Source organism: Aurantibacter sp. UH7 (assembly GCF_056839165.1).
The window spans coordinates 1,877,020-1,893,535 of sequence record NZ_CM166388.1; the positions used below are offsets into that span (position 1 = coordinate 1,877,020).

The following is a 16,516-nucleotide window of genomic DNA, read 5'->3' on the forward strand; positions in this document are numbered from 1 at the left end:
GCACTCTTTTTTGCAAAAGAGTGCTTCGTTTTATTTTAAAATAAGTTTTTGGTTTAAGCTAGTGCGCTAATTGCTTCTTTAATTTTACCTTCTAGCTCATCCATAAGTTCTGGATTGTCCATTAGTAAAGCCTTAACTGCATCACGCCCTTGACCTAATTTAGTGTCACCATAACTAAACCAAGAACCACTTTTCTTAACTATTTCGAATTCAACACCAAGGTCAATAATTTCGCCAACTTTAGAGATTCCTTTACCATACATAATGTCGAACTCAGTTGTTTTAAATGGAGGAGCAACTTTATTCTTAACAACTTTTACTCGAGTCTTGTTGCCTAAAACGCCACCATCAGTGTTTTTAATTTGTGTAGATCGTCTAATGTCTAAACGAACTGATGCGTAAAATTTAAGTGCATTACCACCTGTTGTTGTTTCAGGGTTGCCGAACATTACACCAATTTTTTCACGCAATTGATTAATGAAGACAACAGTACAATTTGTTTTGCTAATAGAACCTGTAAGTTTCCGTAAGGCTTGAGACATTAAACGAGCATGTAAACCCATTTTTGAATCGCCCATTTCGCCTTCAATTTCACTTTTAGGGGTCAAGGCTGCAACAGAATCAATAATTACAATATCGATTGCTCCTGATCTAATTAAGTTGTCAGCAATTTCTAATGCTTGTTCTCCATTATCGGGTTGTGATATGATAAGGTTGTCAATATCAACACCTAAATTTTGTGCATAAAAACGGTCAAAAGCGTGTTCTGCATCTATAAATGCAGCGATACCTCCGTTTTTTTGTGCTTCGGCAATGGCGTGTAATGTTAGTGTTGTTTTACCTGAAGATTCAGGTCCGTATATTTCAACAACTCTACCACGTGGATATCCGCCAACTCCAAGAGCTACGTCTAAACCTAATGAGCCCGAAGAAATTACCTCTACATCTTCAACGACTTTGTCGCCCATTTTCATAACAGCACCTTTTCCGTAGGTTTTGTCAAGTTTGTCTAATGTTAGTTTTAGGGCTTTTAATTTTGCTTCTTTCTCGTTGCTCATAAGTTGTGTTTTTTGTGGAAGGCTAAAATACTACATCTTTTGGCACAATACTACCTCGTAGAAAGCATAATCTAAAAAGTTATCCACCTGTTTATTAATTATATCTTAATTGAATCGTAATCAATATTAAATGTTCCACGCAACCTTTTTAAAAGTTTTGTATCTAATAATTAAACTAACTCATACTTCCATTGATTGGTTAAAGTTTGTATGTCGTTTTGTCTATGTGTTAATAGAGGTCGAATTTGACAATGAAGCGATTAATTTTAACTGATAATGGGCATTGGTGGTCATTTACCTTTTTTACATTTAATTCTATGAAAAAGAAAACAAAATGGGGTGGCCAAAAAGAGTCTTGATATAATCAAGACTCTTTTTTTTAATTTAAACTCTAGTTGTTACAATTGAATTTGGTTAGTAAAATACTACGATTTATTCAGGTTATTTTATCTTTGCTGCGCCTAAGTGGCAAAATATATTCTTTAACTTAATAAATTAGTATAGCATGCAACTGTACAATACTTTAAGTGCAAAAGAAAGAGCAACACTTATTGAAGAGGCAGGCTTAGAACGCTTGACCATCTCTTTCTACAAATATGCACATATCGACAATACGTCGGTTTTCAGAAATCACCTATTTATTCAATGGAATGAACTCGATGTTTTAGGTCGAATCTATGTAGCTAACGAGGGGGTAAATGCCCAGCTTTCTGTGCCTGCAGTAAATTTCGAAGCTTTTAAAAAGCATTTAGATAGTATTTCTTTTTTAGAAAATGTTCGTTTGAATATTGCTATTGAGCAAGACAATAAGTCTTTTTTAAAATTGAAGGTAAAGGTTCGTAATAAAATTGTTGCCGACGGATTAAATGATGACACGTTTGATGTCACCAATAAAGGCATTCATGTTGGTGCTGAACAGTTTAATGAACTAATTGAAGATCCAGATACTGTTTTGGTAGATATGCGTAATCATTACGAAAGTGAGATAGGGCATTTTAAGAACGCCATTACTCCAGATGTTGATACATTTCGCGATTCTTTAGATGAAATAGAAAATGATTTAGCGGCACATAAAGAAGATAAAAAATTAGTAATGTATTGCACTGGTGGAATTCGATGTGAAAAAGCAAGTGCCTATTACAAGCATAAAGGCTTTAAACAAGTTTATCAATTAGAAGGTGGTATAATTGATTATACCAGACAGGTGAATGATAAAGGTTTAGAAAATAAATTCCTGGGAAAGAACTTTGTTTTTGATCACCGACGTGGTGAGCGTATTTCTGATGATGTGATATCTAAATGTCATCAATGTGGTGCTTCTTGTGATACCCACGTTAATTGTGCTAATGAAGCGTGTCATTTATTATTTATTCAATGCGAAAAATGTGCAGAGAGTATGAATGAATGCTGTTCAGACCATTGCAAAGAAGTGCATGCGTTGCCTTTTGAGGAACAGAAAAAACTGAGAAAAGGAAAGGGTGCAAGCAATAAAATATTTAAAAAAGGAAGGTCGGAAGTTTTAAAATTCAAGAAATAATAGTTGAATTTTAAACCAGCGAAAAGCAGGCTTACACGAAATAATAGACGTAATGATTATTGTCGAAAGGTCTAGTGGAGCTAACTTACTTCACATCACGCTAAAAAATTAGTATCTTTACGTTTGAGATAAAGTATGAACCTTTACGCGAAAAAACCTATCGGTTTTTCGCTTTCAATATATAAAATATGGGTTGTAGTAGTTGTGCTACCGGTGACGACGGGCAACCTCGTGGATGCAAGAACAACGGTACTTGCGGCACTGATGGTTGCAATAAATTAACAGTTTTTGATTGGCTTTCGAATATGGCTCCCGCGGGCGGCACAAGTTTATTTGACTGTGTTGAAGTTCGATTTAAAAACAGCAGAAAAGAATTCTTCCGGAATACCGAAAATCTTTCACTTTCTATTGGCGACATAGTTGCTACACAGGCAGAATCAGGTCATGATGTTGGCATGGTTACCTTAGTGGGTGAGTTGGTTAAGGTTCAAATGAAGCGAAAGAAGGTTGACCATAAAGACAAAGATCTTCCAAAAGTATATCGAAAAGCTTCTCAAGGTGATATAGATAAATGGCAAAAGTGCCGAGACCGCGAAGAAGAAATTAAGAAAAGAGCCCGTGAGATGGCTATTATCTTAAAATTACAGATGAAAATTTCGGATGTAGAATTTCAAGGTGATGGTTCTAAAGCTACGTTTTACTATACGGCAGAAGATCGCGTTGACTTTCGTCAGCTGATTAAAGACATGGCAAAGGCATTTGGCATCCGAATAGAAATGCGCCAAATCGGTTACCGACAAGAAGCACAGCGATTGGGAGGTATTGGGTCATGTGGTCGCGAACTTTGTTGCTCAACTTGGTTAACAGATTTTAGGTCTGTAAGTACATCGGCAGCACGTTATCAACAGCTTTCGCTTAATCCGCAAAAATTGGCTGGCCAATGTGGAAAATTGAAATGTTGTTTAAATTATGAACTTGATTTGTATTTAGAGGCGCTAAAAGATTTTCCATCTCAAGACACTAAATTGTTTACAGAAAAGGGAATCGCTTTTTGCCAAAAAACAGATATTTTTAAAGAGACATTATGGTTTTCATACAAAGACGATCCAGCAAATTGGCACACCCTTTCTAAAGATCAGGTTATTGAGGTTTTAGAAAAGAATAAGAAAAAAGAAAAAGTAGCAAGTTTAGAAGAATATGCTGTCGAAAATATCGTTGAAGATAAAGTGATATTTGAGAACGTTGTTGGGCAAGATAGCCTTACTCGTTTCGATCGCCCGAAAAGGTCTAATAATAAAAATAGAAACCGAAATAATAATCGGAAACAAGGGAATAATAAATCACAGGCGAATAAGAATAGTCAAGCAAATAAAGGGCAACGGCCAAAGAAGAAACAACAAAATAACAATAGCCAACAAGGCAATAACACAAATAAGAGTTCAAACCCCAATGCGAACAAAAAAAGAAGAAATAATAAAAACAGGAAGCCAAGAAACGCTTAGGTTACTTGTTGTTAGTATACTTTTATTGCTGGTATTTTCTTGTAATACCGCAACGGTAAAAACCGAATATAAAAGTACAGAAAATGGTGCATGGCTAAAAGATAGTATAGTTCAGTTTACTTTTTCTGAATTAGATTCTACTGAACGTTATAATATGTTTATTAATATTAGAAATGATCAAACGTTTGCCTATAATAATCTATTTTTAATTGCAGAGATGAATTTTCCTAGTGGCGAAAGTGTTAGAGATACTTTGGAATACGAAATGGCAATGCCAGATGGTACTTGGCTAGGCAAGGGGTATGGCAGTATTAAAGAGAATAAACTGTGGTATAAAGAAAACATCGTTTTCCCGACTTCGGGCGTATATACTTTACAGTTATCACACGCAATGAGAACAAATGGTGCCGTTGATGGGGTTGTTAGTCTTAAAGGTATTACTGACGTAGGTTTTGAAATAGAAAAAAGCATATTGAAATAACATGGCAAAAGCAGCTAAAAAGAAGCAACCTAATAATTTCTTCAAATTTATTAAGTGGTTTTGGATTCTATTTATATCAGGTGTAGCATTAGGCGCACTTGTTTTTCTATCAGCTTCTTGGGGCTTTTTTGGTGAAATGCCAGATTACCAATATTTAGAAAATCCACAAACCAACTTAGCATCACAAATTATTTCTTCTGATGGTGAGTTGTTAGGCAAGTTCTATTTAGATGATAATAGAACCCCAGTAGACTATGAAGATTTGCCAGAAAACTTGGTTAATACATTGTTAGCAAGTGAAGATATTCGTTTTAAGGAACATTCAGGTATTGATTGGTATGGTACGTTAAGAGCGGCATTTTACTTAGGAAAAAGAGGTGGTGCGAGTACAATATCACAGCAATTAGCGCGTCAACTATTCGTTGGTGTTCGTTCGAGAAATAAAATTGAAACCTTTAAGCAAAAGGCTAAAGAATGGGTCTTGGCAACTCGACTAGAGACGAGTTATACCAAGGAAGAAATCATAAAAATGTATTTGAATAACTATGATTTTGGAAATAATGCTGATGGAATCCGATCTGCTTCGCGTATTTATTTTGGTAAAGAACCTATAAATTTAAAGATAGAAGAATCGGCAATGTTAATTGGAATGTTGCAGAATTCTTCGCTATATAATCCTTTAAGAAGAGAAGAACTCACTAAGAAGAAAAGAGACATAGTAATTTCACAGTTGGCCAGATATGATTTTATAACAGAGCAACAGAAAGATTCGCTTCAGGCCTTAAAAATGGATATCAATTATAATCCTGAGTCCCACAGTGCAGGTATTGCAACATATTTTAGAATGTACTTGCAACGCTTTATGAATGGTTGGATAAAGAAAAATCCAAAACCGGCATTGGAAGGGGAGCGTGATAAATGGAACCTATATTTAGATGGATTAAAAATTTATACAACCATAGATTCTAGAATGCAAAAAAATGCAGAAGATGCAGTTTCTGCGCACATGAGTAATTTGCAAGCAGAATTTTTTAATCAGAATACGCCAGACAGAAATAAAACAGCACCATTTTTGGATGTAGATAAATCTGAAATTGACGCTATTCTTGAACAGGCTGTTAAAACATCGGATCGGTGGCGTTTCATGAAAGCCGATGGAAAGTCTGAAGAAGAGATTAGAGCGTCTTTTAATATAAAGAGAGAAATGACCGTTTTTGACTGGGAAAGTGAAACACGTGAAAAGGATACTATATTAACGCCAATGGATTCTATCCGATATTATAAAACGTTTTTACGAACTGCAATGATGTCTATGGAGCCTCAAACTGGTCATGTTAAGGCATGGGTTGGCGGAATAGGGTATAAGCATTTTCAATACGATAATGTTATACAAGGAACAAGACAAGCAGGTTCTACATTTAAGCCATTTGTATATGCTGCTGCAATTGACCAATTGCGCTATTCGCCATGTTATCAATTACCGGATGTGAGATATTGCATCGAAGCAGGTAAACATGGTAATATGGAGGCTTGGTGTCCTGATAATTCTAGCGATAAGTATTCAGGTAAAATGTATACACTTAAAGAAGGGTTAGCAAATTCTAAAAATTCAATTACCGCGCAGTTAATGGATAGAGTTGGACCGAGATCTGTGGTTTCGATTGTGAAGAATTTAGGTATAACTAGAGATATTCTCCCGGTGCCTGCAATAGCCTTAGGAACTGAAGATATTAATGTATATGAAATGGTAGGTGCATACGGGGCGTTTGCAAATCAGGGTGTTTATGTAAAGCCTGTGATGGTAACCCGTATAGAAGATAAAAACGGTACTGTTTTGTATGAGTATGTACCAGAGACAAAAGATGTTCTTAATAAAGATGTAGCCTATGCCATGGTTGATTTAATGAAAGGAGTTACCCAAAGTGGGTCAGGTATGCGCTTAAGACACACCTCTCTAAAGAATAGTACGGTCTATAAAGAAATAATTACGGGCTATCCTTATGGGTTTACCAATCCGATTGCGGGTAAAACTGGTACTACACAGAACAATAGTGATGGTTGGTTTATGGGTATGGTGCCAAACTTAGTAACTGGTGTTTGGGTAGGTGGTGATAATCGAGCAATACATTTTAAAAGTATTAGCTATGGACAAGGAGCTTCAATGGCCTTACCTATATGGGGTTTATATATGAAAGAAAATTATAAAAATAAGGATTTAGGTATTTCTGATGGAGATTTTCTTAAACCTGATAATCTTTCTATAGAGATAGATTGCTCCAAGATAGTTAATGAACAATCAGAAGAAGATAATCAACCGGACGAAGATTTAGAGGGCCTAGATTTCTAAGTAAATCAATTTCCCTTTTTATTAAATAACACGTAACTTGATACTTCAATTTCAATACAATTGAGGTATGATATCTAAAAAAGTTAATAGTGTTCATGAGGCCCTAACTGGAGTAGAAGACGGCATGACATTTATGTTAGGCGGTTTCGGTTTATGTGGAATTCCTGAGAATGCAATAGCAGAATTGGTGCGTTTGGGTATTAAGAATATTACATGTATTTCTAATAACGCAGGTGTAGATGATTTTGGCCTAGGACTACTCTTACAAAAACATCAGATTAAAAAAATGATTTCGTCATACGTAGGTGAGAATGATGAATTTGAACGTCAAATGCTTAGTGGTGAACTTGAGGTAGAATTAACTCCGCAAGGTACATTAGCAGAAAAATGTCGTGCAGCACAAGCAGGTTTTCCTGCATTTTATACGCCTGCTGGCTACGGTACAGAAGTGGCAGAAGGAAAAGAATCAAGAGAATTTAATGGAAAAATGCACATCTTAGAAGAAGCGTTTACGGCTGATTTTTCATTTGTGAAAGCTTGGAAAGGTGATGCTGCAGGCAACCTAGTTTTTAAGGGAACAGCACGTAATTTTAATCCATGCATGTGTGGTGCTGCCACCATAACAGTAGCTGAAGTTGAAGAATTAGTTCCTGTTGGTGCATTAGACCCGAATCAGGTTCATGTTCCTGGTATTTTTGTTCAACGTATTTTTCAGGGCACAGCTTATGAAAAAAGAATTGAACAACGAACGGTGCGTGTGCGCAATTGATTAATGTTTTTTTGACGCACAAAATTGTGAGTACGCGCAAAAGGAATCAACATAATTACTATTGGTACAATTTCAAATTGATTAATTACTATGTTAGATAAAAACGGAATAGCTAGGCGAATTGCTAAAGAGGTAAAAGATGGTTACTACGTCAATTTAGGGATTGGCATACCTACACTTGTGGCAAATTTTGTACAAGATGATATAGAAGTAGAGTTTCAGAGTGAAAACGGTGTTTTGGGTATGGGTCCATTCCCTTTTGAAGGTGATGAAGATGCTGATGTTATTAACGCGGGTAAACAAACGATTACAACTTTGCCAGGGGCTTCATTTTTCGATTCGGCTACTAGTTTTGGAATGATAAGAGGTAAGCATGTGGATCTTACTATTCTTGGGGCAATGGAAGTTGCTGAAAATGGGGATATTGCCAATTGGAAAATTCCTGGTAAAATGGTAAAAGGTATGGGCGGCGCAATGGATCTTGTTGCATCCGCTGAAAATATTATTGTGGCAATGATGCATACAAATAAAGCAGGAGATTCTAAGCTACTTAAAAGTTGCACTTTGCCATTAACTGGTGTAGGTTGTGTCACTAAGATTGTAACTAATTTGGCAGTCTTAGAGGTAACCAAAGATGGTTTTCTTTTGTTAGAAAGAGCACCAGGAGTTTCTATAGAAGAGATTAAAAAGGCTACACAAGGGAATCTTACAATTGCTGCTGAGGTGTCTGAAATGGACGTTTAACCGTTTGTCGATGCATTTTATCGAAGAAATTTACCGTTCATTTTTTTCACAACATTATAAGGTTGTTTTACAACATAAATTTAGCTGAACGATTTAATCGTGTTAGATTTACATTGTAATTAATTCGAAGTCCTAACCCAACTCAATCCCCATTGAGAGACTTTTAAACCCTACTTATAATTATGAAATTAAAATCGAGCAGTGTTAACACAAGCAAAGAGATTCAAGTTTACAAAAATGATTTTTACAGTGGACTGATAACACTAACTAGAAAATTATTTATGCTATAAATTGTAGTAATAAATTTAGAAAAACCATCCGTCCCAATCGGGTGGTTTTTTTGTTTTTGAATGTTTTTACTTTTAGTGCTACTTCTTTATAGTTTACACAAAATATCGCATGCTTTTTCTAGCGTATCTTTTTTCTTTGCAAAACAAAAACGAAGCACACCATCTTGTCGAGAAGCAACATTAAAAGAAGATATGGCAATACTAGCCAGTTTCTTTTCAATAATTAGTCTTTTGGCTAAATCTTCATCTATTTCATTAGTAATTGCTGTATAATCCAATAATTGAAAATAGGTACCTTGTGAAGGGTTGAATTGGAACCTTGAATTTCTTAATCGAGATAAAAAATAGTCGCGTTTTTCTTGGTAGAAATCGTTTAGGTCAAGATAATTCCGTTCGTTTTTTAAATATTCGGCGATTGCTCTTTGAGCGGGATGGTCAACACAAAAAACAGCAAATTGATGTGTTTTTCGAAACTCGTGCATTAATTCCGCAGGAGCGACACAATAACCTAGTTTCCACCCTGTAACATGAAAGGTTTTACCAAATGAAGCACAGACAAAGCTTCTTGATGCTAAGTCGTTAAATCGCGATGCACTTTGATGTTCTTTTCCGTCAAAAATAATATGCTCGTAAACTTCATCGCTAACTAAAATGATGTTGGTGTTTTTAAGAATTTCCTGTAGCTGAAGCATATCATCCTTGGTGAAAATTCTTCCAGTAGGATTATGTGGTGTGTTGATAACAACCATTCTTGTTTTAGAGCTTATATGGCTCTTAAAAATGTTCCAGTCAATTTTGTAATCAGGACCTTCTAATTGTACAAATACGGGGATGCCACCATTAACTTCAATAGCAGGCTCGTAACAATCGTAAGCGGGTTTTATAACAATAACCTCATCTCCTTTATGAACAAAGGCCGTAATGGCCGTATATATTGCTTGTGTGGCACCAACGGTAACAGTTACTTCGCCGATTGGGTCATAACTTCTATTGTGTAATTTTTCAATTTTAGATGCTATTATTTCACGAAGGGGGTAATATCCTTCCATAGGAGCATACTGATTGTGACCTTCTTTCATTGCATTCGAAGCCAATTGTAATAACGCTGGGTCTGCAGGAAAGTTAGGAAAGCCTTGAGATAAATCAATGGCATTGTGCTTTCGAGCAAGATTACCTACGGTAGTGAAAATGGTAGTTTTTACATTAGGTAATTTTGATGGGGAAGTATTTTTTATAGAATCCATTTTCTTATTCGATTATTTGCACTCCGCGCCAAAAGGCTATGTGGCCTTTTATTGCTCTAGCCAGATCTGATGGATTTTCATAGAACCATGCAGCATCTTTATTTACTTCGCCATCTACTTCAATGGAGAAATACGATGCTTGACCTTTCCATGGGCAGGTACTATGCAAGTCGCTGGATTTAAAATACTCTTTTTTAATACTATCAGATGGAAAATAGTGATTGTTTTCTATTATGACAGTAGTATCACTTTCTGCAATGATTTTATTGTTCCAAATTGCTTTCATATTGACTGTTTTCTATAAAAAAGATTCTGTAAATCGCTCAAAATGGCAGGTGTATCCATTAGGGTTTCGAACTAAATAATCTTGGTGTTCTGGTTCTGCAGGCCAGAAAGGGGTAAAAGGCTCTAATGTTGTGACAATTTTACCTTCCCATTTATTGGAAGCATCGACGATATTAATAACTTCTTCGGCGGTAGTCTTTTCTTCTTCATTTTGATAAAATATTGCGGAACGATAACTAGAGCCTCTATCATTTCCTTGTTGATCTACAGTTGTTGGATTATGTATTCTAAAGAAGTAATCAAGAATTTCTTTAAATGAAGTTTCGTTCGGATCAAATGTTAATTCTATTCCTTCTGCATGACCTGGATGATTTCTATAGGTTGGTTTTTCATTCTCACCTCCTTGATATCCTACTTCAGTATTGATAATACCAGGACGATTACGAAATAAATCTTCCATTCCCCAGAAGCAACCTCCTGCTATATATGCTTTTTTATAATTTTCCATGTTAATTGTATTGTGAATTATATACGTGTTCTAAGTGGTTTTAAAATACAACATTTTCTAAAAAATGATTTGCTTTCTGCTCTGGCATTTCGCCCGACTTCATTAAATTCTTCTCTTTTGTAACGTAGTAATTTAGGCTTATAAAATTGACGCCCCCAAGTTCTTCAGCATAAACTTTAAGCGATTTACCTTTGTTGTAGATTGTTTTTGTAATTCCATATTTTCCCTTCATATATTCACCAATAGAATAACCGATTGGAATATTTTCAATTCGCTTAAAGATGTCATCAATCATTAGAGTTTTTTATAATTAAGAGCTACAGGATAACATAGAAGACCCTACTTTATTTCTAGCCCAATCGGGTCGTTTGGCGTACCATTTTTCATTTTCTGGCTGTTCGTGATATGGTTTTTTTAACAATTGAAAAAGCTCATCTATTAACTTATAATTTCCTTTTTCTGCATCTTCAATTGCTAATTGTGCCATGTAATTCCGTAACACATATTTAGGATTTACCGAGTTCATAAAAGTCGTTCGTTCACTATCAGATTTGAATTCCAATTTTAAGCGCTCTGCATATTTTGCAAACCAAACTTCCCATTTGTTTTTTATTTCTTCTTTTATCTCTTCTGGTTTGTAAAAGGCATCCGCAACAACTGCTAAACCTCCTGTAGCGTTATCTTTGTTAAAATTTACAAGACTTCTAAAGAAAATCGTCATATCGGTTTCAGTTAGTTGCAATACCTCCACTAACTCTTTAATAAGTGTATTGTCATTTGAATTTTTTTCAAGTAAACCAATTTTGGATTTCATCATGTTAACATATGCCGGCGCAACTTCTTCTTGATATTCGTTTAGAATTTGCTGAAGAGGTTCGGCCTCTTCAATTAACGGATATAGTGCATTAGCCAACTGTAGTAAATTCCAAAGAACAATTTGCGGTTGAGTGCCGTAGCGATAACGTTTATTAGCGCTGTCGGTAGTATTGGGTGTCCAACCTTGGTCGTAGTCTTCTAGCCACCCATAGGGTCCGTAATCTATTGTAAGCCCTAAGATGGACATGTTATCTGTATTCATAACGCCATGTACAAAACCGACCCGCTGCCAATGAATAACCATTTCCATGCTTTTTACGGCAACAGCTTTAAAGAATTTTAGGTAAATCGCTTTTGAGGGTTTTCCTAATTCTGGAAAATGATGTTCAATTGTGTAATCTACAAGTGATTTTAATGTTTTTGTATCCTGCTGGGCAGCTAAGATTTCAAAATTTCCAAAACGGATAAATGATGGAGCTATTCTACTGACGATAGCCCCTTTTTCATATTCAGGATTTCCATTGTACAGAACATCGCGCAACACTTGGTCTCCAGATAATGCAAGCGATAGTGCTCTAGTGGTTGGAACTCCTAAGTGATGCATAGCTTCACTACATAAATACTCGCGTATTGATGAGCGTAAAACGGCTAAACCATCAGCAGTTCTTGAGTATGGTGTAGGACCTGCACCTTTTAATTGTAATGCCCAATGTTTGTTGTTGTATTCTATTTCTGCTAAATTGATGGCACGACCATCACCTAATTGTCCGGCCCAATTACCAAATTGATGTCCGCCATAGCACATTGCATAAGGGGTTGTGTTTGGTAAAATTTCATTACCAGTAAAAACACTTAAAAATAGGTCACTCTGAGCATCTTTTACTGTTATACCTAATTCTTTCAGCATTTCAGGAGAATAGTGAATTAATGATGGTTGCTCTGTTTTCTTAGGTGTAACATAAGAAAAACAAGCCCCAACAACTTGCCTCCTATTATTTTCAAGAATGGAATCGGCTGGAAGCTCTTTCGTAAATCTATCTTGTATGTTTAGCTTCAATTTAAATTTCTTTTATTTATATTCTTCAAAATCAAGGGTTTGGTAAGCTTAAATAGTCCTTTGACCTAACCTAAGATAAGACCTTATTTTTAAGTCGAAATGAAGTCCAATTAATTACACGGTATGTGTATTGGGGAGTTTGAAAAATGAAAAAATCCCAAACGCTATATGGCATTTGGGATTTGTGCTTTTAGCTCTGAGAATGACTTTAGCTTTTTAAACTGGCTTTCATTAATTCACGATTCATACGAGCAATATTGTCTAATGAAATTCCTTTAGGACATTCAACTTCACAAGCACCCGTGTTTGTACAGTTTCCAAATCCTTCTAAATCCATCTGAGCTACCATATTTTGAACTCGGTCAGCAGCTTCAACTTGTCCTTGTGGTAGTAAGGCATACTGAGATACCTTAGCTCCTACAAATAGCATAGCAGATGAGTTCTTACAACTTGCTACACATGCTCCACAGCCAATACACGTAGCTGCATCCATAGCTTCATCGGCATTGTGTTTTGATATAGGTAACGAGTTCGCATCTTGTGTATTTCCTGAAGTATTAACTGAAATATACCCTCCAGCTTGCTGAATTCGATCAAATGAACTACGGTCTACGACTAAATCTTTAATTACAGGAAATGCTTGTGCTCTAAATGGTTCAATTGTAATAGTATCACCATCTTTAAACATACGCATATGTAACTGACAAGTAGTAACACCGCGATCAGGACCATGAGCTTCCCCATTGATATACATTGAACACATACCGCATATGCCTTCACGACAATCGTGATCAAAAGCTACAGGGTCTTCTCCTTTAGCAACTAATTGTTCATTAAGTACATCCATCATCTCTAAGAATGACATGTGCTCTGAAATCTCAGTTACTTTATAATCGACCATACGACCCTTGTCGTTAAATCCACTTTGTCTCCAAATTTTAAGCGTTAAATTCATGCTTTTTGGTTTGCGTGAGCGTTTTGTTGTAAGCAAATTACTTACAATAAATTAACTCTATTTTATTTATAACTTCTTTGCTTCAACTCAATATCGTTGAATTCTAATTCTTCTTTATGCAATACTGCATCTGCTGGTTCACCTTTATATTCCCAAGCAGCAACGTATGCATAATCTTTGTCATTTCTTTTTGCTTCTCCTTTTTGTTCTCCGTCTAATTCAACAGATTCTTCTCGGAAATGCCCACCACAAGATTCTTCTCTATTCAAAGCGTCTTTTGCGAAAAGCTCACCTAACTCTAAGAAATCTGCAACACGACCTGCTTTTTCTAGTTCAGGATTTAGCTCATCAGATTTTCCTGTAACTTTTACATTTTTCCAGAATTCTTCTCGAAGTGCTTTGATTTCGCTAATAGCTTCCTTTAAACCAGTAGCATTTCTTGACATTCCAACTTTATCCCACATAATTTTTCCTAAACGTTTGTGGTAGTAATCGACAGAATGTTCACCATTATTATTTAAAAAGAAATCGATGCGTTCTTTTACTTCTTTTTCTGCCTCCTCAAATTCAGAGGTGTCTGTAGCAATAGCACCAGTTCTAATATCATCAGATAAATAATCGCCAATGGTATATGGTAAAACAAAATATCCATCTGCTAATCCTTGCATAAGAGCTGAAGCACCTAACCTATTTGCACCGTGATCAGAGAAATTAGCTTCTCCGATACAATAGAGTCCTGGTACGGTTGTCATTAAATTATAATCAACCCAAACACCACCCATAGTATAATGGGTTGCAGGGTAAATCATCATAGGTGTTTTGTACGGATTCTCGTCTACAATCTTCTCGTACATCTGAAAAAGGTTACCGTATTTTGCTTCTACAACAGCTTCGCCTAATTCAAGAATTTTTTCTTTAGAAGGGTTATTTATACCATGAATCTTAGCCTGTTCGTTTCCGTAACGTTCAATAGCAGATTTAAAATCTAGATAAACAGCTTCTCCAGTTTTGTTAACACCATAGCCGGCATCACAACGTTCTTTAGCGGCTCTAGAAGCAACATCTCTAGGTACTAAATTACCAAAGGCAGGATAACGTCTTTCTAAATAATAATCGCGTTCTTCTTCACCTAATTGTGTTGGTTTTAATTTTCCTTCACGAATGGCTAATACGTCTTCCATGCGTTTTGGCACCCAAATTCTACCATCATTACGAAGTGATTCTGACATTAAAGTCAATTTCGATTGATAATCACCAGAACGTGGAATACAAGTTGGGTGTATTTGAGTGTAACAAGGGTTAGCGAAATAAGCCCCTTTTTTATGTATTTTCCATGCAGCTGTGGTGTTTGAACCCATTGCGTTTGTAGATAAGAAATAAACATTTCCATATCCGCCAGAAGCAATGACTACAGCATGTGCTGAATGTCTTTCTAATTTTCCTGTAACCAAATCACGTGCAATTATACCACGCGCTTTGCCTCCTACTTTAACAACGTCCAACATTTCATGTCTGTTGAACATTTCAATTTTACCTCTTGCTATTTGGCGATTCATCGCAGAATAGGCACCAAGTAAAAGTTGCTGACCAGTTTGTCCTTTAGCATAAAATGTTCTTGAAACTAAAACACCACCGAATGAACGATTGTCCAAAAGTCCACCATAGTCTCTTGCAAAAGGCACGCCTTGTGCAACACATTGGTCAATAATATTGGCTGATACCTCTGCTAAACGATGAACGTTCGCTTCACGAGAACGATAATCTCCTCCTTTAACGGTATCGTAAAAAAGGCGATAAATAGAATCACCATCTCCTTGATAGTTTTTGGCAGCATTAATACCTCCTTGTGCAGCAATTGAATGCGCACGACGGGGTGAATCTTGATAACAAAATGCTTTAACATTATAACCTAATTCAGCTAAAGTAGCAGCTGCAGAACCTCCTGCAAGACCAGTACCGACAACGATAATATCTATGTTTCGTTTATTAGCTGGGTTTACAAGGTCTATATGATCCTTATAGCTAGTCCATTTATCCTTTAATGGTCCTTTAGGTACTTTTGAGTCCAATACAGACATAAGTAGCGGTATTATTAATGATTAAAATGATGGTAAAGTGCGATAAATATAAATCCTAAAGGAATTATTATCGAATAAGCTGTTCCTATATTTTTCATAAGTTTCTTTCTGCCTGCGGTTGCACCCATAGACTGAAAAGCTGAGGTAAACCCATGCATTAAATGCAAGGCTAAGAATACAAATGCCAAAACATATGCGCCAACACGCAACGGATTTACAAATTTATGTTGCAGTTCTTCAAAATATCTGAAACCTTCGCCGTTAGGTAAAAGACCAGATGTATCTCCAACAATATATTTAGTATTAATCTCAGGAAACCAGAAATCAATAAAGTGCAATACTATAAATGCTAAAATTGCAATTCCACTCCAAATCATGTTTCTACTCATCCAAGTTGAGTTCGCTGCACCTTTGTTTTGCGCATATTTTACATTTCTTGCACTCCTATTTTTTAATTCTAGAGCAAAACCCATTACAAAGTGAAAAACAACTCCGAAAATTAAAACAGGTTGCATAATGTACTGAATCAGCCAATTGGTGCCCATAAAATGAGAAACCTCATTAAAATTTTCCGGACTAAAAACAGACAGTATGTTGATAGCAAAATGTTGAAGAAGAAAAAACATTAGAAAAAAAGCAGAAAGTGCCATCGCTACTTTTCTTCCTATTGAAGACTTTAAAAATCCACTCATTACTTGGTTATTTGAATAACAAATTTACTGCACAAGCGAATCATTACCAAGTTTTAAGGGTTTAAGAGTGTTATTTAGAAGCAATTTAAAGAATAAGTATTAGGATATTGGCTTTGTTGTAATTTTAAGCGATCTTCATATTTTAAATAAACA

15 protein-coding genes are annotated in these 16,516 nt (G+C 35.8%); 6 read left to right on the plus strand and 9 right to left on the minus strand.

The genetic code is table 11. The features are described from left to right. Positions 1-53 precede the first annotated feature (53 nt). On the minus strand, positions 54-1,058 hold the full coding sequence (gene recA / locus UH7x_RS07930) for a recombinase RecA (protein ID WP_482363189.1): 1,005 nt from the start codon (positions 1,056-1,058) through the stop codon (positions 54-56). 505 nt (positions 1,059-1,563) lie between these two features. Here recA and trhO point away from each other — a divergent pair. The 6 genes from trhO (at position 1,564) to UH7x_RS07960 (ending at position 8,438) form a co-directional block, all read left to right on the plus strand. Next, positions 1,564-2,595 carry an oxygen-dependent tRNA uridine(34) hydroxylase TrhO gene (trhO, locus tag UH7x_RS07935; protein ID WP_482363190.1) on the plus strand — a complete coding sequence of 344 codons (1,032 nt, stop codon included), beginning with the start codon at positions 1,564-1,566 and terminating at the stop codon, positions 2,593-2,595. 188 nt (positions 2,596-2,783) lie between these two features. Then, positions 2,784-4,097 carry a PSP1 domain-containing protein gene (locus UH7x_RS07940; RefSeq protein ID WP_482363191.1) on the plus strand — a complete coding sequence of 438 codons (1,314 nt, stop codon included), beginning with the start codon at positions 2,784-2,786 and terminating at the stop codon, positions 4,095-4,097. After that, positions 4,045-4,578 (plus strand): gliding motility lipoprotein GldH, encoded by a 534-nt coding sequence (locus tag UH7x_RS07945; protein WP_482363192.1) that lies wholly within the window; start codon positions 4,045-4,047, stop codon positions 4,576-4,578. The genes UH7x_RS07940 and UH7x_RS07945 overlap by 53 nt, the downstream gene beginning before the upstream one ends. 1 nt (position 4,579) lies before the next feature. Then, positions 4,580-6,925, plus strand: a complete 2,346-nt coding sequence (locus UH7x_RS07950; protein WP_482363193.1) for a penicillin-binding protein 1A — start codon at positions 4,580-4,582, stop codon at positions 6,923-6,925. 67 nt (positions 6,926-6,992) lie between these two features. Continuing rightward, entirely contained in the window at positions 6,993-7,694 is a 702-nt protein-coding gene (locus UH7x_RS07955) for a CoA transferase subunit A (protein ID WP_482363194.1), read from the plus strand. Between the two features lie 90 nt (positions 7,695-7,784). Next, positions 7,785-8,438, plus strand: coding sequence for a 3-oxoacid CoA-transferase subunit B (locus tag UH7x_RS07960; protein ID WP_482363195.1), 654 nt, complete (start codon positions 7,785-7,787; stop codon positions 8,436-8,438). Positions 8,439-8,814: 376 nt separating this feature from the next. On the opposite strand, the gene UH7x_RS07965 is transcribed toward UH7x_RS07960, so the two are convergent. The 8 genes from UH7x_RS07965 to UH7x_RS08000 all read right to left on the minus strand — a co-directional run bounded on the left by UH7x_RS07965 (position 8,815) and on the right by UH7x_RS08000 (position 16,363). Next, positions 8,815-9,972, minus strand: coding sequence for a methionine aminotransferase (locus UH7x_RS07965; RefSeq protein WP_482363196.1), 1,158 nt, complete (start codon positions 9,970-9,972; stop codon positions 8,815-8,817). Between the two features lie 4 nt (positions 9,973-9,976). After that, positions 9,977-10,258, minus strand: a complete 282-nt coding sequence (locus UH7x_RS07970; protein ID WP_482363197.1) for a DUF427 domain-containing protein — start codon at positions 10,256-10,258, stop codon at positions 9,977-9,979. 12 nt (positions 10,259-10,270) lie between these two features. Continuing rightward, entirely contained in the window at positions 10,271-10,765 is a 495-nt protein-coding gene (msrA, locus tag UH7x_RS07975) for a peptide-methionine (S)-S-oxide reductase MsrA (RefSeq protein ID WP_482363198.1), read from the minus strand. A 40-nt stretch (positions 10,766-10,805) separates the two neighbouring features. Further along, entirely contained in the window at positions 10,806-11,060 is a 255-nt protein-coding gene (locus UH7x_RS07980; RefSeq protein WP_482363199.1) for a peptide methionine sulfoxide reductase, read from the minus strand. A 15-nt stretch (positions 11,061-11,075) separates the two neighbouring features. Continuing rightward, positions 11,076-12,638 (minus strand): protein adenylyltransferase SelO, encoded by a 1,563-nt coding sequence (locus tag UH7x_RS07985; protein ID WP_482363200.1) that lies wholly within the window; start codon positions 12,636-12,638, stop codon positions 11,076-11,078. Between the two features lie 208 nt (positions 12,639-12,846). Beyond that, on the minus strand, positions 12,847-13,593 hold the full coding sequence (locus UH7x_RS07990) for a succinate dehydrogenase/fumarate reductase iron-sulfur subunit (RefSeq protein ID WP_482363201.1): 747 nt from the start codon (positions 13,591-13,593) through the stop codon (positions 12,847-12,849). Between the two features lie 62 nt (positions 13,594-13,655). Continuing rightward, complete coding sequence (locus tag UH7x_RS07995) at positions 13,656-15,671, minus strand: fumarate reductase/succinate dehydrogenase flavoprotein subunit (protein WP_482363202.1); 2,016 nt, start codon at positions 15,669-15,671, stop codon at positions 13,656-13,658. 14 nt (positions 15,672-15,685) lie between these two features. Then, positions 15,686-16,363: a succinate dehydrogenase cytochrome b subunit gene (locus UH7x_RS08000; protein ID WP_482363203.1), complete on the minus strand. Its 678-nt coding sequence runs from the start codon at positions 16,361-16,363 to the stop codon at positions 15,686-15,688. Positions 16,364-16,516: the final 153 nt, after the last annotated feature.

Excerpts from the sequence above, each read along its gene's own strand:
- recA (WP_482363189.1), bottom strand. The coding sequence starts at position 1,058 with ATGAGCAACGAGAAAGAAGCAAAATTAAAAGCCCTAAAACTAACATTA.
- trhO (WP_482363190.1), top strand. The coding sequence starts at position 1,564 with ATGCAACTGTACAATACTTTAAGTGCAAAAGAAAGAGCAACACTTATT.
- UH7x_RS07940 (WP_482363191.1), top strand. The coding sequence starts at position 2,784 with ATGGGTTGTAGTAGTTGTGCTACCGGTGACGACGGGCAACCTCGTGGA.
- UH7x_RS07945 (WP_482363192.1), top strand. The coding sequence starts at position 4,045 with ATGCGAACAAAAAAAGAAGAAATAATAAAAACAGGAAGCCAAGAAACG.
- UH7x_RS07950 (WP_482363193.1), top strand. The coding sequence starts at position 4,580 with ATGGCAAAAGCAGCTAAAAAGAAGCAACCTAATAATTTCTTCAAATTT.
- UH7x_RS07955 (WP_482363194.1), top strand. The coding sequence starts at position 6,993 with ATGATATCTAAAAAAGTTAATAGTGTTCATGAGGCCCTAACTGGAGTA.
- UH7x_RS07960 (WP_482363195.1), top strand. The coding sequence starts at position 7,785 with ATGTTAGATAAAAACGGAATAGCTAGGCGAATTGCTAAAGAGGTAAAA.
- UH7x_RS07965 (WP_482363196.1), bottom strand. The coding sequence starts at position 9,972 with ATGGATTCTATAAAAAATACTTCCCCATCAAAATTACCTAATGTAAAA.
- UH7x_RS07970 (WP_482363197.1), bottom strand. The coding sequence starts at position 10,258 with ATGAAAGCAATTTGGAACAATAAAATCATTGCAGAAAGTGATACTACT.
- msrA (WP_482363198.1), bottom strand. The coding sequence starts at position 10,765 with ATGGAAAATTATAAAAAAGCATATATAGCAGGAGGTTGCTTCTGGGGA.
- UH7x_RS07980 (WP_482363199.1), bottom strand. The coding sequence starts at position 11,060 with ATGATTGATGACATCTTTAAGCGAATTGAAAATATTCCAATCGGTTAT.
- UH7x_RS07990 (WP_482363201.1), bottom strand. The coding sequence starts at position 13,593 with ATGAATTTAACGCTTAAAATTTGGAGACAAAGTGGATTTAACGACAAG.
- UH7x_RS07995 (WP_482363202.1), bottom strand. The coding sequence starts at position 15,671 with ATGTCTGTATTGGACTCAAAAGTACCTAAAGGACCATTAAAGGATAAA.
- UH7x_RS08000 (WP_482363203.1), bottom strand. The coding sequence starts at position 16,363 with ATGAGTGGATTTTTAAAGTCTTCAATAGGAAGAAAAGTAGCGATGGCA.